Here is a 19585-nt window from a genome sequence, read left to right as displayed (position 1 = left end):
GGTGTAAATCAATACTCATAATCCAGTTTGGATAGGGTTTTGTATCCTCGATAACAAATTACTGGGTATATTGAGGGCTATTTTCACCTCTAAATTTGAGGCTCTGTCGAAATAGACGAGAGTCGCGGTAATCATCGCGAGTCCAATGAGGATGACGCCAATATCATTTTTTTCCATGGTAGTATGCCTTCATTGCTGATATCTTCAACAATAGACGGCTGACTCCATTGGGAGAAAACAGATAGGATAACTTGCTGAATTGACTATAGCAAAAGGGTTTAACTCAACCGATACCTGGGAACGGTTAGCCTTTAGGAGTGGACAATTTCTCCGCTAGCACAGCTAAGGGATGAGCGATCGCCTGCGCTACCCTGGTCAAAAGTCTGAAACCATTGTCTGTACTCCTAGGTGATTTAGGCAACTTCAGAACTTATACCTTAATAGGATACAACAAGACGCATGGATCGGTTACTGGAGTTGGCTGAATACACAGAAGAGAGAATTCGGGCTTTTAGTCATTCATATTTTTAAGAAATCCTAATGAGTCAATCCCATCCGACTGAAGACAGGGCTTTTATAGATCGATTAATTAATGCTTATGAGGATCATAGGGGAGTATTGAATCCAGCGCAAAAACACCAGTTAAGTTAACTGATACAGTTAGTAAATTCCTGGATTTACAGAATTCCAACTTATCCATTTTTGATGCAGTTCTTAGTGCTGGTGTCATTGGTTTAGCTCCTCAAGAATCTTTGGATGAAATTATTAGGGTGACCAAACCCCAAGGTTTGATCGCCTATAGTTTTAATCAAAACCGTTACGATAGTGATATATCTTGGGGAACAAAGCATGAATTATTGACGAAGCAACGTCTTTGGCAAAATATAGAGGGGTATCCAGAAAAATTATAAATTGTCTGGATCAATGCCTAATTCTCGCAACCGTTGCGCCAATTGCTGGGCACGTTCTTGGGCTAATTGTGCGAGTTGGGCTTCCTGTTGGGCGCGTTCTTCGGCAGCGATCGCCCGTTGTTGGGCTAATATAGCTTGTTCTTGTGCCGCGATCGCCCGTTGTTGGGCCACAGTTGCTTGCTCATTATCCGTGGGAATCAACTCTCCTGAAGGCGTCATCCATCGCAACCATTGTCCGTTAATCTCACGAAACCGTCCTGACCACAATCCCAAGCTTAACCCTAACTCTGGCATGAAAAACCGATTATCGGTTAAATTCACCTGTTGATAATTCCCTTCAATTAAACGAAAGATGGAAAGCTCATGAGTATAGCGGCTAAAAATTACATAGTACGGTACTCGCAAAATCTGTTCATAAACCTGCCATTTTGTGGGTGGATTTCCCGTTTGTTGTACCGTCTGTCCCAAATCCTCATCCTCTGTACCGGGAGATAATAACTCTACCACCACAAAGGGACTAATTTCTTCTTGCCAAATCACATAACTTAAGCGCAAATCTCGCTGTTCATACAAGCGCGGAATCCCGACAACGCCAAACCAATCGGGACGCTTGTACCAGTGAGTATGATTGACATCGTAATAAAGATTCAAATCGCAGGCAGAAAACACCTGCTCCCAATTCCAATTAGTGGGTTGAAAGGTTAAAAGGAGTAGCAGAGGTTGAAAAAAGTGAAACTCATCGGGCAATCCAGGGTCCTCCGGATTATCACTGGGTAAATCATACATTGTCGGCAAGGTTTGCCGGGGGAAAGGTGGGGGATTGGATTGGGTGGGCAGACGAATCATGATCAGATGAGGGATGGATTCGAGTAAAATCTATTTCACCATTTTAGTTTAGTCACGCCACTACTGGTATGACCCAGCTAAAATAGGGCTTTGTTTGTCGTGAGAACTTTAGTTCTCGCTCCGCCTAGCTGGAGAGGGCTGAAGCCCTCACTACGAACACCGACTTACGGCTTTCAATGTAAATCTTCTTCCCAAATCCCGATATAGATTCGTCCCTCTTGTTGGCGTTCAATCACGCCTTCGAGATAGTCTAGCTGAAAGGAAAACTGCCGAGATTGACGTTGCCACACTTGTTCTAATCCCTGTTGGATTTGCTGGTTCAGCTTGCATCCTAACATTCCATTCAATGTCAATAATACCGTCTGGGAATCAACTTCAGCCGTAAAGGAGGCTTCGGTTTGTCGAATTCGTAGAGAATTTCGGTCAAACAGGAAACCTAAGCTAATCTGATCTGGTATTAATTCATAGAAAACAGCACGAGTATTGGGCCAATAACCGCGTGCGGTTCCGGTGGGAGCGCCTAATAAACGCATCACATCTTCTTTGGTAATTCCTGGCTGAAAGGCGGGAATACCAACACCAGTCGGGACTTCTCGACATCGCGTTTCAATCATGTCCCCTAGAGGAGGTGGAAAGACGTTGATGGATTCTAAGGGGAATGTAGAGGGCTTTGAGGCAAGTAGGGAACTCAGTTGTAACCGCGTTAGTGGTGAGAAAAATTGAGCGGATAGCACAACAGGGAAAACCTCGGCTATCAGGCAATTTATAATGATGACTATTACCATGATAATTTTCTTAAGATTTAGAGTGGTAAAGCACCGCCGATAATTGGGTTAACTTACCTAATAATTGGCAATTACAAAGTTAGAAATAGGATTAGATTTATACTCAAATGATGGCGCATTTTTTAGGACTATCAAAACATTACGCCTTAAATAATTCGGTTAGAAAACTGCCGCTCTTTTTTTACGAGTACATCATTTTCCGGGTCATCCCGCCATCAATGACAAAATTCGCACCCGTGATAAATGTGGCTGGAGAAGCGGCGAGATAAACAGCAAATGCGGCAATGTCTTCGGGTTTGCCCACTCTACCCGCCGGATGTTGTTGATGATCCTGGGGGGTTAATTGGAGTTGATGTCTAGTTGAGGGCTTTTGCCATTCACTAACATCTATCCATCCTGGACTAATACAATTGACTCGAATATCTGGACCGAGGCTAATGGCGAGGGCATGAGTTAAGGCGACAATTCCGCCTTTAGCCGCCGCATACGCTTCTGTATTCGGTTCAGACATAAACGCTCTAGTCGAAGCAATATTAATAATTATGCCTTGGTTTTGCTTGAGATAGGGAACAGTATATTTGGTACAAAGAAATGCCCCAGTTAGATTAGTCGTTAGCTTGTGATTCCAATCGTCTAAACTGAGTTCTGTGATTGGCGGATTTTCGGGATTGGCAATCGCCGCATTATTGACCAAGACATCGATTCTCCCCCATTGATTTTGGGTGGCTTGAATCGCCTGTTTCACGGACTCTTCATTGGAAATATCCGTTTGAATAAATTGAATTGCACCAAGGGGTTGAAACTCGGCGGCTGTAGCTGTTCCGGCTTCTGGATCAATTTCTGCGATCGCGACATTCATCCCCTGTTCTAAGAAGGCTTTCGCGATCGCCTTACCAATCCCTTGTCCGCCTCCGGTAACAATGGCAACTTTTCCTGGCAAGCTCATCGGTTATTATACCCTAATCCTTAGGATTGAGCCGCCCGTTGTTGTTTAAGATAGGCAAACACTGACTTATCGCCAATGTCAGGGGGAATTGGCTGCATTGCCTTACGCACCGCAAAGACTAAAAATAGAACTGTCCAAAGTCCTAAAATCATCTGTTCCGCCGTGGCGGGTAACATATTAACTAAATGTCCCAGTAACAAGACGGGTACTAAGGGAGTCAGCAGTTTGGTTTCAAAGCGGTTAAAACAAAAGGCTTCTTTAAAGTAAATCCCGGTTAACGCCACAAACACAAAGCCAATCCCGAACAGGGTAACGGGTTGGTTATACACGAAAAGGGCGAGGGGTTCGCTACTCTGGATGGCAAACACACCAGCCGAAATCGTGCCAATTCCCCAAAACAGTTGTAGGAGGCGGTGTAGGGGGGCTAAATAGATATGAATCGTTGCCAAACTTACGCCTAACGCTACACAGAACAAGCCATACAGGGGCGTGAGGGCGGTTACAATGGTGGGATTATCCGGTTGCCACAAGACCAAACCACTACCGATCGCAAAACTCAATGCCGCGATCATCAGGCTAGTTCGGTATACAATAACCCCTACGCGATCGCTGTCGGTAATCGTAAATTCGCCAAATTGACCCTGGTACACCTCAGAGTCCCATTGTTGCTGTAATACCATGTTTATCTCATCTCCTCTCAATACCAGGAAGGGGCTGGGAAAGTTTTAAGTTTTGAAGGTTGTAGGGGTGGGTTTCACGATTATCGTTTCTGAATTCACCCAGATGTGACTAAACCCTCCCTCATCTCCCTCATATAATTTAACCTTTGATTTCAGTGGCGACAGCCACATCTATCCTATTTCCTAACTCTAACTGCAACTCAGATTGAGCGCTACCGCCATTCACAGCAATTTCGACCCAACCGTGACTCCCAATTAGGGCGATCAGTTCTCCGAGGGGGCGATCGCTATAGGTTTGACCCGTGGGTATCTGGCGCTGATTTACCGTGACTAACCAAGTTTTTCCCCTCACGTCAGCAGCGGGAATATTGCTGATTAGGTTGCCGAAATGGTCAATATACTGGATAGAACCGGTGATCCCAGTCGCGGTTGTGGTTAGTTCCGGAATTGGCAATTGTACCAGAGTGCTAGGTTCGATCACTGATCCCAACTCGTCTAAGGAAACACCACTGGCAAGATATGCGCCAACAGGGGCAAATATATCTCGACCATGGAATGTTTGACTCGGGGTGGGGGTGCGCCAAAATTCTGGGTTAGTGAGTTCAACAGCAAAAACAATCGTACTTTGGGTTAAAATACCGCTAAACAATCCATTATCAGGTCCGACGAGGAAACCGTCATCCGCTTGTAGCGCGATCGCACGGCGCTGACTACCTACACCCGGATCAACTACAGCGATATGGATGGTGCGATCGGGAAAATAGGGATAGGCGTTCATCAGGTTAAATCGGGCAGCGGCGATGTTTTGTCTAGGAATCTCGTGGGTGAGATCGATGATCGTGATGGCTGGGTTAATTTGGGCGATGACGCCTTTCATGACTCCCACGTAGACATCGTTGATGCCAAAGTCACTTAATAGGGTGATGATTGGGGTTTGGGACATAGTGAATCTAAATGAATGAAGTTAACTGGGCGGTTGTAGACGCGCAGCGGCTTCCCGTAGGGTAACCACAGCTACACAAACAAAACCCGCCTGCGCGGGTTTACGCACCCTAGTTTTTCTCTCTTTCCTTGTCAAGCGGACGAAAGTTTCGTTTGGTTCCGCGATTTCCTGGTTCTTCAGGGCTTAAGTTTACACGGATGCCGCTAGACTGACTTGTCAGAAATTCCTCTATTGCTTGAAACACAAATTCACGCCCAACAAACCCGGCTGTCTTCTCCTCAATCTTGTAGTAATTCACTAACTAAGCTGCGCTCAAAATGACCGAATTTTGCCGCATCGCGAAATGCATTATTCCAATGATCAATAATCAGTTTACAGCCTAAATTTAAGACTGTGAACCCGTTTTAACGGGTTTCGCTTTCACTCAACTCAACCTACAACCTTTCTGATTCAATGATATGGATAAAACTCCTATCTTGCAGCACTGGTAATAAATCCTCACTTAAGCTGTCATGCATTTAAATTGGGTATTAGTAGCGAGCAAGATGCAAAGCCTGCGGCATGGCTTCGCTAAACGCACTACAAGGATTTCGTTATTATTGACATTAAGGTTTAAATGCCGAACAGCTTACTACGAACGGTTTTGTTCGTGTAGCTGCGGTTTCTAACCGCCCAGCTAAATTGTTGTGGGGAATTTTTTATTATCACAATCCTCATCAACGGAATGCGATCGCGCTTCGGTTAGGGCGCACGTCTATGCGCCCCTACGGGATTGTGGTATTGTTATCCCCATCAACGGGATGCGATCGCGAAGACAGCGCAACTACGAACCTTCCGCCATCACCATCCCTATCAGTGCGATCGCAGGAGCATTATAATCAATCGCATATTCGTTCGTGGCATAAGATCGCTGATCATCCACATAACTTAGCGGACCCAATCCTTTCGGAGCAATTCCATCCTGGGCTTCTGTATTCGCCCCCCCTACCATTAACCCAGGAATCACCGTTTTTTTCGCGACAGCAACTCGGTGATGGACATTGCGGACTGAATTTGACCCCACAGCCGTAACAAAGGATAGATTAAAATGATTGCGTCCTAACAAATAATCTAACTGATCCACCGCCGCCTGATAATACGCTTGATTCCCGGTCAGTTTATAGGCATAAAACAAGGTAATTCCTTCCTCCGCTACCATCTTATTCGACGCCCAAATAAACTTATCCAGTGCCAAGCGATAGCCACTGCGATTCACCGTATCCAGTAAACGATCTGCCCGTTCTAATAACTTCTGCTTCATTTGCACCTTCAGATTTTCTGAACCTTGCTGACGCGGTTGCCACAGATAATCTGCCATCCCCAAAGCCGAGGGATCTTTCCATTCAAATAGAGTATACGATAACCTAGGAAGCTCTTGCTCTAAATACTCCGAAAAAATTGCCTCCCCAGTCGTAATCAACAATTCCGCCGCCGCCCAAAAACGGTCATCTTTATCCGTCGTTAACGAGGCTTCCGTATCCCACTCTCCAGCCAAATATTTCCCCGAACCACTATCATCACCCTCAACCCAATCCACACGCATTGAGGGCTCATTTTGTAAAAATTCCCAGGCTTTTTGCGCCGCTTTTAAATAATTCTTCGCCAACAACACATCATAGTCTGAATATACTCGCGCTGCCATGGCTAACGCGGCGGCAAACTTCGCTGTTTCTGGTGTGGAAATTCCATAAATATAACGCGGTTGGATATCTTCATTCGGTAGAATCATGGGGGGCCATTCTTTCCCCGAAAGCTTGCGATAAACTGCACCATCGCGCCGTTGCATCGTCAGCATCCAATCCAATCCCACCTTCATTTCATCCAGCAAATCGGGTCTGCCATTTCCACTTTCAGGAATCATCAATTGGCGGTCAGAAAATAGCGACGGATATTGCTCATATAAACTTAATAAACGACCCACCGTTACCGCTATTGGTCCCACATATTTACCAAAATCGCCCGCATCATGCCAACCCCCTTGGGCGCGTTTCATTTCACCCGCCCGATGCATATCATCGGTATGGGCAAAGGTGCCATCATTTAAATGACAAGGAGAATGACCAATTCCATTAATAGAATCTCGTATGGCTACCCCGCAGCGTTGTAAATAGTAGGAACGTAGCATTTTGTTGAAAGCATCTTGATAAATAGCCTGACCAATCTCAAAGGGATAAGACTGAATCTCTCCAATTTTCAGATAATAGCGTCCGGGGCGGTTGAATGAGGTGAAATCAATCCGTTGGATACTATCTTGACTGGCTGTATCTTGTCTCGGCGCTGACAACTCAGTCTCGAAAACCGGACGGTTATTTCGGACGTTAATTAATTGGACGGGATTGGTGGTAGAAAAATTGGAATTGAGTAAAAAGGCTACCTTAGGATGGGTTGGTGAATATCCAACTTGATTAATCAAAAGTTTACTTGGGTTATCTGGGTTTACCGTTTGCGCTTGTCCTTTAGCCCAGAATCCATACACCATCGATATTGCCCAACCGAGGAAGAAACGTCTATCGATTTTCATGAGATTATTCCATCCTATTCATTTACAGATTTTAATCTGTAGACGCACCTTTAATCCCTAAAAGATTAATCACCTAAAGGTTTAAGGAGAGAGCGACCCGACTCAAGTCAGGGCGGGTTTTGTACAAATGTTATTATCAATAGCTGCACGAAAGTCCCTAAACCCGCCCCTACACACTCACGCACTATACCCTCGAAAGTCGTGAAGCATCAAAACTATTTCACCCATCTTGTGGCGGTTCAACTCCCCAAATTAATTGTCCACTATTATAAACCGGAATATGAGTACGTTTGCCCTTCCCGGCTTGTTCTAATATCTCTTGGTACGACCAATCATTAGTCATAGTCCAGATACCTGTCGGCGTATTCACCTGCAATTGGACATCTTTTTTATAATAAGCTTCTCCTCCAGGATAGAGTTGTGTCCCATCTACATCCACCTGAATGTAGTAAATCGTTGGCGAATTTTGCCAAGGATTAAGTCCAGATACCGTTATTCCCGATTCAGGATTAGCATTAACTTTGATATCGCTTGGGTTTCCTCCGGCTTCTATCACCTCACTACTATCAATAAAATAGCGAAACGATAAATTAGGAATAATCCGGGCGGGCCACGCGGATTGGTTATAAATGGTAGCTTGAACCTCCATCAAATTATCACTCAGTTGATTCCCTTGCGCCTCGACAAAAAATTCATCACTTCGTTGTTCTGGTTCCGGAAAATTGGCTAAGGGTTTACCCCCATATTTCTGATAAAGTTTCGCCACAGCACCCGTAAATCCGGCATTATAATCTGTGGCAACTTCAGTCATCTGAAAATTAGACCGTTCATCGATGTAATTATCCTCCTGATCCGGTCCGCCAACTAAAGCGCCATACAAAATATGTCGCGTTTCTTCTGGAATTTCTTTACTATTTGCCCAAGAACCATGGGCTGTTCGATGATGGGGTTGTCTGGGTGGGTTATTGCCAAATCCGACCACATAACTGCGCTGATCTGGATTCGATCCTAACATATAATTAATCTGCCGTTCGGCAAAGGCATGATATTTTCGTCGCGTCCAAGCCGAGTCTACTGAGTCCCCATAAATAAAGGCTAAAAATGCAGTTTTTGCCGTATATCTTAACGAACCCCATTCATCCAGCCAAGCCAGTCCTCCTGGAGTATAGGAGACGTGTTGCCACTGACAGCGATCGCACCAATAGTCTAACCAACGTTCGGCGTCTTGTCGATACTTGGTTTTCCCGGTTAATTCGGCTAATAAGACATAACTGCCATAAGATTTATCATCCCAGGTATGCGTCCAATTATAAGCGAGAGTCGCATTAGGTTGATCCCTTAACTGCTCATAATAGGCTTCAGCTTTTTGTAAATACTCCGGTATTTGTGTAGCTCGATAAAGCCATGCTGCACCCCAAACCAGTTCATCGGTATACCCACTGGATTGATAATACTCCGCCGCCTCGGTAATACAATCGGAATAATTGCCCGGATATTGCTCAGCAAAGTCGTAGAGTTCCTGGGCATGTTTGAGCAAAGTTTGGGCATAATTCGCATCGGTTGCTTGAAAAACCATAGCTGAAGCTGCCATCGCGGCGGCGGTTTCTCCAGCTAAATCAGAACCCGGACAAGTGGCATCAATTTTATAGGAAGGACGCTCCATCGGCATCACCTCCGCTGCTCCCCACCACCCATGATCTAAACTTCCTTTACCCACCTGACCCCACAACACTGTTGGTGCAGGATGAGCTTTAATAAAATAGTCATTAACCCAGCGTAAATTATCCAGCATGGCATTATATTGACCACTTTGTTTGTAAGCGTCTTCGTATTCAATCACGCCCCAAGCCAAAAGCGTAGTTGAAGCTGCCATGGGAAAGCCAAATTTTAGATGATCCCCGGCATCATACCAGCCTCCGGTTAAGTCAATCCCATTATCTGCACCATCAGTTAATGCCGAATCCCCCCGCCATTCCACCCGATTATTGGCAGGCAGTTTTCCGGATCGCTGAACATCATAAAAATAGACCGCTTTTTGTAAGACTTCTCCGTAATTGTACTGATTTCCTGCTAGAGAGTCTTGACCCAAAACATTGAAGACACCGAACATCCAATAGTGAAGGCAATTAAAGGTTAAAATAAAGACCGTCAGTAAAAAAATGAGCAGGAATTTAACCAGAGTACGGGCTTTAAACATAACGTTGGGGTTATCCAGGTTAATCTCATGCTAGCTTAGTCAGTTCCTGAAGCCATCAGAAAATTCACTCAATTGCTAATTTTTTATGAAATCTTTAATTAAGATATATTTTACTGGACAAAGAAAAATACCTTGGCAAACGCTTTAGCTTATCTAGGGCTTGCTGCACAAGACCGAAACCCTTGGCTACCAAAGCTTTGAGTAGCATGAACATTGGCTCATCTTCAAAGAAAAAGGATAAAACCCTTTCATACCTTTGCACCATTATCAGGGAAAATGTATCATTGCTTCCCCCGCTCCCTCTGCTTCCCCTGCTTCCCCTGCTCCCTACCCCCACCACAATACTTATTCAGCAGCCCCTATCTAGAGCGTCGGTTAAGTATTCCTAGAAACCGGGTTTCTCGTGAGGATGACGACGCCATATCAACCTTTCACCCAAAGAAACCCAGTTTCTTGACCGAATTTTTCCTCAACAGTGTACTATTCGGATCTACCTTTATCCCTCATAATCGTCCGGATAGTGTGATACCACATCTGCTTCAGGAATCCCCTTTATCCCGTGCGTACTTTTCCCTTGAAGCCCTCTGCCATTTACCTTCTACACCTGTGCAATCCAACTCAACCCCCATCTATCAGCACCTCCTAAAGGGGGCGACGCGGTGAAGTGGGCATGGCTTGAGCATAACCAATCCGTAGTAGTAACAGGGGTTGTGCTTCCTCTAATCCCAAATAGTTCTGGAATTGCCGTCGCACCTCTAACACTTCGCAGGGCATATTAATATGCGCGTGTTTAATATTCAACGAACTTGCTGTGAGAGCCACACGTTGGAAACTGCGTCCCAAATTTACCCAATATTTTTTATCATGCTTTTGGGCAATAAATAACATCAGTGCTGAGGAACTCTGAATCAGTTTCTCGCACCGTTTCGCTTCACCTTCTGGAGTGGCTAATACTTTCATCAGGGTTTGACCCAACCAGCGAGGTATGGATACAGGCGGAAAACCTAAAGCTGCCGCGATTAAGCCATCCTGATGTGAGGTTATTTCACGCTGATTAAAGCGAATCCAGGAAAGGAGTTCATTAACAAACGCCGGATCATTAAACTGGTGGCGATTCCCTTGTTTAACAAAGTCAGTAATCTGTTCAATATCGTCAGCCTCCGTAAATACTCTTAACTGAATCCCGTCTTGAGTATTTGCCTTTTCCAATGCTTGTAAATCTGTTCGAGGGATTTCCCGACTATCATAAGCGCAACGAGTGGATTGACGTTTAGAAATAGTGTGGAACAGGGCTGTATCCGGAGGATGGGAATTGGGGTGTAAATGAACCAGCAAACAATCTTGGGCTTCTCCATCGGGAAAGTACTCAACCTCGCCGTTGAAACCGCTATGCTGTGCCGCAATCAACAGATTTTCTAAGGCACAACCTAAACTGATAAACAGCGCATGGTCATCAGGGTCTACTATAGGTAGACGACGGGAATAGTCCGGGTAAATACGGATAGTATTGGTATCAATAGAAAATTTCCAGGGTTGGGTGTTGTGACCCGATGGTGCTAAGGTGGCGAGGCGAATCAGTTCTCTGGCTTCCGGCTGAGAAATCATGGTTAAAGTAGTCGGTACAATTAACGTCCAGTGATGAGTGTCGTTATTGTAGTAGTTTCATGTTGTAGGTTGGGTTGAGGTATGAAACCCAACAAACTCTAGGCTCGCATCCCTGACTACCGAACCGTGACAAAATAGGCGGCAAATACCCACTAATCGACTGTCAACAGCCACCAGTCATCAGCCACCAGTCAGCCGTCAACACTAGAATTACAATAATGACGCGATCGCAACCTGGGGTCAAGCGATGATTGACACCGCTTGATATCCTCAAGAAACCGAGATACTCCCCACCGCCTCTATGGATGGCAGAATGTTCCAGGCTTGGGCGACAATATCACTAAGCCAGCGTCGTTGTGCCTGATCTAAGACACTATCTTCCGCTAGCACTTCAGCGGTAAGCTCGTCTAAGGACTGTCCTTGAGAACGGGCAATCTGAATGACACCGGCAATTGCCGCTGCTACTAATTCTTCGTTCACTGGTTTTTGACGGAGAGCCGTCATTTCTTGGGGACTAACTGGGATGGGATAATTCATGGCGAGTTAACAAAAGCACCCTAATTTACCGAAAATGAGAAGAGTGTAAACTTTTTTTACTAATATTAAACCAATCAGTATCCGGAAGTGTAGCGTATTTTGCTTCAAGTCACCTCCGTCATCTTGCGTAATTCCTCAGCGAATCAGATCACTCAGATGAAAGAACTTCTCTACGTAGAAATACCGAACCCCGATACCGACGCTGTTCGCACCTGGTTGCAGCAGGACTGGTACTTTGAGCTGGGGAAGAAAACGATAACCCCGGATGGAATCCTGGTACAAATTGAACATGCGTCTTCAGCCAATTCATCTACACCGATTTACGTCCCGATTCCGGAAATCTCCATTTTTGTTTGGTCGGTGCAGCGAACCACCTACTTGAAAGCCTTTCGCTGTTGCGATCGCGCGATCGCGGGAGAACGGCAATTACTCCAGAAGCTGACAGGGGATTTACGCCGTCAGTTTCCCTATCGCTATCCTGAACCCCCAGAGGTCGATTTATCGCAACAGTCGATCTTTGAGGCGCTAGCGCCCTATTATCCCCAGACGGTTCATTTCTTCCAAAAAATGCCCAAAGGGGAATATGACCTCAACCGCGTCTATTGGTGGGAAAAACGATGGCGCGAAGGGGTGCGGAATCCACAGCAGCCTAAACAGGTTGTGTTTAAGACAACCGAGGAACCAACACAGCTTCGAGGACACAGCTACTCCAATTCAACCTATGACCTGATTTACATCGGTGGCGCCCTGGGAGTCATTCACGCCGCCGTGATGGCACAACGGGGGTATCGAGTTCTACTGGTAGAACGATTACCCTTTGGGCGCATGAACCGAGAATGGAATATTTCCCGGGCTGAGTTTCAGAGTCTCATCGATTTGGGGTTATTTACGCCCGATGAGTTTGAAACCATGATCGCCAGAGAATATATTGATGGCTTCAACAAATTCTTTGATGGCAACAATCCTCCTCATCTAAAAGCACCTGTACTACATACACCAACAGTACTCAATGTGGCAATTGATTCAGAGAAATTGTTACATTTATGTGGAGAAAAGTTACAAAAAGCCGGCGGTGACATCTGGGATGAGACGGAGTTTATCCGGGCAGAGATCACGCCAGAGGAAGTTGTCGTCAGTCTACAGCATCTGCCCAGCCAAACCCCTCGACAAGCCAGAGGACGACTTTTAGTCGATGCCATGGGCACCGCTTCCCCCATCGCTTGGCAACTGAATGGGGGCAGGGCGTTTGATAGCGTCTGCCCCACCGTCGGTGCGGTGATTGCCAGTGGGTTTGAGCCAGGGGTGTGGGATTCTAACTATGGAGACGTTCTCAATAGCCACGGCGACATTTCCCGGGGACGGCAGTTGATTTGGGAACTGTTTCCGGGGGCGGGGGAGGACTTGACGATCTATTTGTTCCATTACCATCAGGTGCATCCTGAGAACCCTGGCTCTTTATTAGAAATGTATGAAGACTTTTTTACAATTCTGCCAGAGTACCGCCGCTGCGACATGGAAAAATTGGTGTGGAAGAAACCAACATTCGGCTATATTCCTGGACACTTTAGCATCAGCAGTCGCGATCGCACGGTGGCGTTTGATCGGCTGGTTGCCATTGGGGATGCGGCTTCCCTACAATCGCCTCTGGTGTTTACCGGATTTGGTTCCCTTGTGCGTAACCTATATCGGTTAACCGACTTACTCGATACCGCCCTACGCCATAATCTCCTAACTGCCAACGATTTAAACCAAATTCGCGCTCATCAAAGCAATGTTGCGGTCACTTGGCTCTTTTCCAAAGGCATGATGGTGCCAACCGGGCGTCATTTGCCTCCCCAACGGGTTAATGCCATGCTGAATACCTTCTTTGGGCTTTTAGCGGATGAACCGCCAGAGGTTGCTGATACGTTTATTAAAGATCGTTTTGATTGGTTAACCTTCAACCGACTAGCATTAAAAGCAGCCAGACGTAATCCTGCCCTGATTTTTTGGATTTGGGACATGGCAGGGACAAAGGATTTCTTACGCTGGATAGGTAGTTACTTCACGTTTACTCGCAATGCTATAGTGAGTGGATTCCTTAAAGGGTGGTTCCCGAATCTGATTCGCCGCTTACAACCCTGGATTGAAAAGCATTATCCCGCCCTATGGTTGCGACTGTTAGCCCAATATTATGCGATAACAACGGGGATGGGACGTCCGGAACGGGTGCAACACCAAGCATTAAATCCAGATGAATTAATGACCCATTCAGGTCAAAATAAAGCCTTTAATTCTTAAGGGTTCAACCCATGCCCATCCTACCCGACAATGCCTTTACCATTCAAACTCACGAGCCATTACCGGATGTTATCGATAAGCTCAATGCTCACATTGAAGCGCCCAAAACATTTCGCTGGACTTTGGCTCGTAACCATGCACCTTATGCCGGAACAATTTCCAGTGATGGGTTTGAGGTGCGGCGAATTATTCATTACCAAAACTCATTTTTACCCAGAATCCGAGGGCGATTTGAATCGGGATCTCAGGGAACGGTGATTCGGATCACGATGAGGTTACATCCCTTGGTTATTGGGTTCTTAGTGTTTTGGTACTTAACCTGGTACAGCGCCACTATCCCACGTTTCTATCCTCGTGTGATTAGTGCTGATGGCAAAACAGCACTGGTTGAATTGGGTGTGGGTGGCAAACTTGTGGCGTGGGATTTACTCAGTAACCAGCAAATTATCCTCCAGAAAAAATGGTCGGACGGTTTTGGGTATATGCCCTCGGCGTACATCAGTGGGGATGGTAAGACAGCCGTGACAATTTACTATCGCCAACCCGTGACGGATTTGAGAGTATGGGATTTAACGACGGGAATGTTGAAAGCCGAAGGACGTGTGTCTTCGACGAGAAACTCTTTTGGGTATAATAACCTTGTTCTCAGTCGCGATCGCATTATTGGCAGTACCGATGAAGGGCTTAAAGTGTGGAATTTACAAACAGCGGAGCTAGAAGCTACCTTAGAGCATGAAAAAATGATTAATTTGGTGGTTAGTTCAGATGGCAAACTCTTAGCTGGAATAACCGGGAATTCAGAGAATCAAGACTCCGAAATTCAAGTCTTGCGGCGTCCCTAAACCGGACATCTCCATTGTCAACGCAATGCAGCTTAAAGTTCATCAAATGAAACAAGCTGAAGCCTGTCGCCTTCAAAATTGATGAACCTGAGCCATAAATAAATTAAATTGTCTACGACGTCTATGTAAACTGCTGACTCAGCACTACAGGGTTGTGAACCGTGATTTTTTTCTTTTGAATAGAAATCATTTGATCCGTTCGCAAATCCCCCAGTAGCCGAGTGACGGTTACTCGTGTAGAGCCAATCGCTTCCGCGATCGCTTGATGGGACAGCTTCAAGTCAATGGTAATCCCATCCTTACCAGGGACACCGAAGTCACGGCAGAGAATCAATAAAAAACTGACCAAGCGAGATCCCATATCCCGGTGAGCTAATGTCTCGATCATCATTTCCGTCTGTAAAATCCGCGAGGACAGTCCCTGGAGCATCAACATGGATAGCTCTGGGTTGTCCTTGAGCGCTTGCTCTACCTGGTCAATCGGAGCTGAAAGCAGTTCAACCGGGGTAAACGCCACCGCATGGTAAAACCGATCAGAGCGGTGACCTGTAATCAATGACAATACCCCAAAGACACTATTTTCCCGCAACAAGGCAACTGTAATTTCTTCACCCGCCTCATATACCCGGGAAAGCTTCACAGCGCCTTTCATGAGAAAGTAGACCCGTTCAGCGGGATCTCCTGGGAAAAAAATAGTTTTGCCCCGCTCAAAGGTTTCAACAACGGGAGGAAATGAGCTTCCGCCGATTTGACGGAACACAGCTGCTAACGGTCTATCTTGCATTACGACCATACCTATTACCCTTGCGCCAAAGCCTTACTGACTTCTAAGTGATCGCCGATGAAGCTTGAGACTCCAAAATCGGCTCAATGAACGATCTCTATATTGTATTCAAGAATACTTAATCTGAGTCCCAATAGGTTTTTTGTACCAATTGTTACATAATGAGGTGAGATGTCAACGGACACCTGATGAATTGAGTTGATAGCTAACGGTTTGGCGTTATCATACAACGAACATCGCCCAAACACGGTTATTCTTTAACGAATTGTTTTATTGTCTTGAAGAATTAAGATACCTATGCTGAATTTGACTGGAAAGAATGCCCTAGTGACTGGGATTGCCAACAATCGATCAATCGCCTGGGGCATTGCCCAACAGTTGCACCAAGCGGGTGCTGAGTTGGGAGTCACCTATTTACCCGATGAGAAGGGACGCTTCGAGAAGAAAGTCAGAGACTTGGTAGAACCCCTACAACCTAGTGTCTTCTTACCCTGTAACGTCCAGGATGATGCTCAAATCGACGCCACCTTTGAGGCGATTGAGAAGCAGTGGGGCAAACTGGACATCCTCATCCATTGCCTTGCCTTTGCCAATAAAGAGGACTTATCTGGAGAGTTTAGCCAAACCTCGCGACAAGGGTTTACCACAGCCTTAGAAATTAGTACCTATTCCCTGACGCGATTAGCCGCCGCTGCTAAACCCTTAATGAAGGAGGGAGGAAGTATTGTCACCATGACCTATCTTGGCGGCGTGAAGGTGATCCCCAATTACAATGTCATGGGGATTGCCAAGTCAGGATTGGAGATGAGCGTCCGTTACCTCGCCGCCGAATTGGGACCGAGTAATATTCGGGTCAATGCGATTTCCGCAGGTCCAATCCGCACCCTAGCATCTTCAGCAGTGGGCGGCATTTTGGATATGATTCATCATGTGGAGCAGATAGCACCCCTACGACGAACCGTTACCCAGCTAGAAGTGGGCAATACCGCCACTTTCTTATCGAGTGATCTCGCCAGTGGGATCACGGGTCAGGTTTTATATGTCGATGCTGGATATGAAATCATGGGTATGTAATTGGATGCCTTGGTCAAGAAACCGGGTTTCTTTGGGTGAAACTTGATATTTCTGTCATCTTCACGAGAAACCCGGTTTCTCATAATACTTGACCGACGATCTAGACATCAGCATTAAAAGGAATGATGTTGGAGCAACTCATCAAATATTTTGTCTATAAGACAAAAGGACATATCACAAAAACACAGCTCGTTAATTTTTTATATTTGGCTGATCTTTATACGGTTAAATGGACAGGAAAGCAGCTTACTGAATTAAACTGGTGTTACTACCGCCATAGTCCCTGGCATGAAGATATAGACACAGCTCTCAGTCAAATGGACGGGAAAGAGATTGCCCAGGAAGCTGAAGGCAGGATCACCTTTATTAGACTAGGTATAGAAGCAGATATCACAACTGATATAAATTTACCTTTGGGTCTAAAACTAATGCTTGATAACATTAGAAGAGAGTGGGCTAGTGCAGCAAAATTTGAACAGTTATTAGATTATGTACAGAATACGGCTCCAATGCTGGAAATGAGGCAAATCCATAAAGCCGAAGAAAAAATTAAGCTTAATTTAAACGCCGAACGAGAAAAATTGGTGAGTGAGTTAGGATTGTAAAATGGCTGGACAAAAACCTCGGCAAGGATGGATCTACTTGATTAATCCTGATCGTGTTTCTTTGCGCTGTAAGCAGGGTCATGTTCATATTTATGATTTAAAAGAACCCAGTCAGATCGAGTGTAATCATAAAGATTGTACAGAAAAGCTTAATGCTAGTCGAGTTTTGAGAGGCAGTCATCCTCACCTATAGCAATCCTAAATAGATTGTGGCAATTTTCCATACTGAAATATTTTGGGAAAATCGAATATTTGACCATCAGCAAAAAACTTAAATAACCACTTAACTATTTTAAAAGAGCTGCAAAGATGATAAAATTGTCTAATGAAAGTTTTAACTTGCAACCAAATATCTTCGACTGGATTTTGTTCGGGAGCGTTCGGAGCAAATTTTGTACAACTTATCAACCAGTCTTCCTCTGATAAATCTTGATTAATTGTCTTTAAGTATTCTCGAAACTGCTTGGAATCATGGTAAGTTGCACCATCCCAAAATATCGATAATTTTTTCCCGGGTCGTTTCCTTTGTAAATATTCGATGAAATCGATTGTATTTTCGCTGTTTCCACTTTTATATTCTTTGACTATAAACTCTTTGGTTTGATAATCTAAAGCCCCATAATAAGTCTGTCTTTCTTTTTCATTTTTGAGAGGGACTTCTATTCTTGCATCTGTTCTTCCCCACGCATAACCTAACAAATCACCCCACAGCAGATGACATTCGTCAAGCATAAGCACCGTCCGGCTTCCAGCTTCTATTTCCGGTTTCCATTTTTCTAGCCTTGCCTCTATTTCTTTTTTTTTAGCTTTGACTAATTCATCATTTTTAGCCGGATTCTTTTTTTGAGTCTTTTTCCAACTCACTTGAGCCTCTTTAAATAAGCTATAATAACTTTGATTGGACTCAAAAACTACATTATATTGCTCCTGCAAATACTTCTGCAAGTCTGATAATCTTAGATAATCTTGTTCTCTCAACCACTGAATTGTTTGCTCTTTTTCTTCAGATTTTAAGTAACCTGCTCTACCTTTATATTGAAGCTTTAAACTTTCTACACCCTGAAAAAGCGCTTGATTTTTCCATTGGCTGATAAAACTGTGAGAAACTTTTAATATTTCTTTGACTTCACGATAAGATTTTCCTTCCAAAATCATTTTTACCGCCAAGGCTCTTTTAATTTCTTTGGTCTCTTTTGTCTGATTGATAAAATTAGCCAATTCATCTATAATGTTCATCTTTTGTCTTTTTACTAGGGATGTATTATTACTATTATATCTGTTGCGACCTATTTAGGGCTGCTATAGTTTGGACAAGTGAGCAATTTAGAAATAACTCGGATGACATACAGACATTTGCAATTATTCCATTGAGTTCACGAGAGATATACAAGGGTTTACCAACGGTTTACCCGATTAATCCAACTCAAAGGAATGGTCTTGATCCTGAATACTATGCTTTAATACATCAAATATACACCGTTGATGGTAACTGTTTTAAAGATTCTAACCATCATTGGTTAAAACGCATAGGACAGTTAGACAAATCCGACAAAGAGGCGATAGAGAAACGATTACACTATTTTTTGGTAATACAAGATAATCCTAATAGTGACTGGTTTTCACAAAATGCCTCTCCAGAGCTGGCTAAAAAGGTATTTTATCAGTTATCTGAAGATGAGCGAAACAACCTCATCGATGAATTTCTAGGTTTTTGATAAAACAACAGTATTCTCAAATCTTATTTGACACTCCCCGCCTTAAGCTCTCCGATGGACGAGGATTTTTCCTTCATCGGGTAAGTTTGCTAATCGGATGCTCTCATAGCACAGTCAAAAAAAACAGCAGGAACACCAAAAAGCCGGCACATACAGGAATGTGACAGTTAAGTAGTTATTGGCTGAAACCCCTAGTCGAATAAGAATACTGGAGTTTCTTGTTTAACGAGCACGGAGGGATTTGAACCCCCGACACCCAGAACCGGAATCTGGTG

Annotated in this window: 19 protein-coding genes; 7 read left to right on the top strand and 12 right to left on the bottom strand. The window is 44.7% G+C overall.

Annotation, left to right across the window (positions count from 1 at the left end; genetic code table 11):
• Positions 1-15 precede the first annotated feature (15 nt).
• The gene (locus MC7420_RS40870) at positions 16-177 is read right to left on the bottom strand and encodes a hypothetical protein (RefSeq protein ID WP_006105836.1); all 162 of its coding nucleotides are present in this window, start codon (positions 175-177) and stop codon (positions 16-18) included.
• A gap of 593 nt (positions 178-770) precedes the next feature.
• Between MC7420_RS40870 and MC7420_RS40865 the strand changes: the two genes are divergently transcribed.
• Positions 771-911 carry a hypothetical protein gene (locus tag MC7420_RS40865; RefSeq protein ID WP_157453414.1) on the top strand — a complete coding sequence of 47 codons (141 nt, stop codon included), beginning with the start codon at positions 771-773 and terminating at the stop codon, positions 909-911.
• On the opposite strand, the gene MC7420_RS31655 is transcribed toward MC7420_RS40865, so the two are convergent.
• From MC7420_RS31655 to MC7420_RS31635, 5 genes are all read right to left on the bottom strand, one after another.
• Positions 906-1757 (bottom strand): Uma2 family endonuclease, encoded by an 852-nt coding sequence (locus MC7420_RS31655; RefSeq protein WP_006105839.1) that lies wholly within the window; start codon positions 1755-1757, stop codon positions 906-908. The two genes, MC7420_RS40865 and MC7420_RS31655, sit on opposite strands and share 6 nt — an antisense overlap.
• 173 nt (positions 1758-1930) lie before the next feature.
• Positions 1931-2542, bottom strand: coding sequence for a hypothetical protein (locus MC7420_RS31650; RefSeq protein ID WP_044210883.1), 612 nt, complete (start codon positions 2540-2542; stop codon positions 1931-1933).
• A gap of 181 nt (positions 2543-2723) precedes the next feature.
• Positions 2724-3488, bottom strand: coding sequence for a glucose 1-dehydrogenase (locus tag MC7420_RS31645; RefSeq protein ID WP_006105851.1), 765 nt, complete (start codon positions 3486-3488; stop codon positions 2724-2726).
• A 20-nt stretch (positions 3489-3508) separates the two neighbouring features.
• Entirely contained in the window at positions 3509-4168 is a 660-nt protein-coding gene (locus MC7420_RS31640; RefSeq protein WP_006105882.1) for a DUF2301 domain-containing membrane protein, read from the bottom strand.
• 139 nt (positions 4169-4307) lie between these two features.
• Complete coding sequence (locus MC7420_RS31635) at positions 4308-5111, bottom strand: SAM hydrolase/SAM-dependent halogenase family protein (protein WP_006105841.1); 804 nt, start codon at positions 5109-5111, stop codon at positions 4308-4310.
• Between the two features lie 686 nt (positions 5112-5797).
• On the opposite strand from MC7420_RS31635, the gene MC7420_RS40860 reads away from it, so the two are divergent.
• Positions 5798-5989: a hypothetical protein gene (locus MC7420_RS40860; protein WP_157453413.1), complete on the top strand. Its 192-nt coding sequence runs from the start codon at positions 5798-5800 to the stop codon at positions 5987-5989.
• Here MC7420_RS40860 and MC7420_RS31630 read toward each other — a convergent pair.
• The 4 genes from MC7420_RS31630 to MC7420_RS31615 all read right to left on the bottom strand — a co-directional run bounded on the left by MC7420_RS31630 (position 5935) and on the right by MC7420_RS31615 (position 12010).
• On the bottom strand, positions 5935-7671 hold the full coding sequence (locus MC7420_RS31630; RefSeq protein WP_052307582.1) for a glycoside hydrolase family 9 protein: 1737 nt from the start codon (positions 7669-7671) through the stop codon (positions 5935-5937). The two genes, MC7420_RS40860 and MC7420_RS31630, sit on opposite strands and share 55 nt — an antisense overlap.
• 220 nt (positions 7672-7891) lie before the next feature.
• Positions 7892-9868: a glycoside hydrolase family 9 protein gene (locus MC7420_RS31625; RefSeq protein ID WP_006105830.1), complete on the bottom strand. Its 1977-nt coding sequence runs from the start codon at positions 9866-9868 to the stop codon at positions 7892-7894.
• A 642-nt stretch (positions 9869-10510) separates the two neighbouring features.
• Positions 10511-11473, bottom strand: a complete 963-nt coding sequence (locus tag MC7420_RS31620; RefSeq protein WP_006105860.1) for an Acg family FMN-binding oxidoreductase — start codon at positions 11471-11473, stop codon at positions 10511-10513.
• 270 nt (positions 11474-11743) lie between these two features.
• A complete protein-coding gene (locus MC7420_RS31615; protein ID WP_006105795.1) occupies positions 11744-12010 on the bottom strand; it encodes a hypothetical protein in 267 nt (88 codons plus the stop codon).
• A gap of 156 nt (positions 12011-12166) precedes the next feature.
• Between MC7420_RS31615 and MC7420_RS31610 the strand changes: the two genes are divergently transcribed.
• Both MC7420_RS31610 and MC7420_RS35915 read left to right on the top strand, forming a co-directional pair.
• On the top strand, positions 12167-14290 hold the full coding sequence (locus MC7420_RS31610) for an NAD(P)/FAD-dependent oxidoreductase (RefSeq protein WP_006105802.1): 2124 nt from the start codon (positions 12167-12169) through the stop codon (positions 14288-14290).
• 11 nt (positions 14291-14301) lie between these two features.
• A complete protein-coding gene (locus tag MC7420_RS35915; RefSeq protein WP_006105854.1) occupies positions 14302-15132 on the top strand; it encodes a WD40 repeat domain-containing protein in 831 nt (276 codons plus the stop codon).
• 121 nt (positions 15133-15253) lie between these two features.
• Here MC7420_RS35915 and ntcA read toward each other — a convergent pair whose 3' ends face one another.
• Entirely contained in the window at positions 15254-15925 is a 672-nt protein-coding gene (ntcA, locus tag MC7420_RS31600) for a global nitrogen regulator NtcA (RefSeq protein ID WP_044210879.1), read from the bottom strand.
• A 288-nt stretch (positions 15926-16213) separates the two neighbouring features.
• Between ntcA and fabI the strand changes: the two genes are divergently transcribed.
• Positions 16214-16990, top strand: a complete 777-nt coding sequence (fabI, locus tag MC7420_RS31595; RefSeq protein ID WP_006105884.1) for an enoyl-ACP reductase FabI — start codon at positions 16214-16216, stop codon at positions 16988-16990.
• 125 nt (positions 16991-17115) lie between these two features.
• Positions 17116-17595 carry a type II toxin-antitoxin system antitoxin SocA domain-containing protein gene (locus tag MC7420_RS31590; protein WP_006105819.1) on the top strand — a complete coding sequence of 160 codons (480 nt, stop codon included), beginning with the start codon at positions 17116-17118 and terminating at the stop codon, positions 17593-17595.
• Positions 17596-17793: 198 nt separating this feature from the next.
• On the opposite strand, the gene MC7420_RS31580 is transcribed toward MC7420_RS31590, so the two are convergent.
• The gene (locus MC7420_RS31580) at positions 17794-18831 is read right to left on the bottom strand and encodes an IS630 family transposase (RefSeq protein WP_006097775.1); all 1038 of its coding nucleotides are present in this window, start codon (positions 18829-18831) and stop codon (positions 17794-17796) included.
• A gap of 20 nt (positions 18832-18851) precedes the next feature.
• Between MC7420_RS31580 and MC7420_RS31575 the strand changes: the two genes are divergently transcribed.
• Positions 18852-19310 (top strand): type II toxin-antitoxin system PemK/MazF family toxin, encoded by a 459-nt coding sequence (locus MC7420_RS31575; RefSeq protein ID WP_052307581.1) that lies wholly within the window; start codon positions 18852-18854, stop codon positions 19308-19310.
• Positions 19311-19585: the final 275 nt, after the last annotated feature.

The organism is Coleofasciculus chthonoplastes PCC 7420 (genome assembly GCF_000155555.1).
In the GTDB taxonomy this organism is placed as follows: Bacteria; Cyanobacteriota; Cyanobacteriia; order Cyanobacteriales; family Coleofasciculaceae; genus Coleofasciculus; species Coleofasciculus chthonoplastes_A.
The sequence above is the reverse complement of the archived record's forward strand: the minus strand, read 5'-3'. Positions and strand labels throughout refer to the sequence as shown.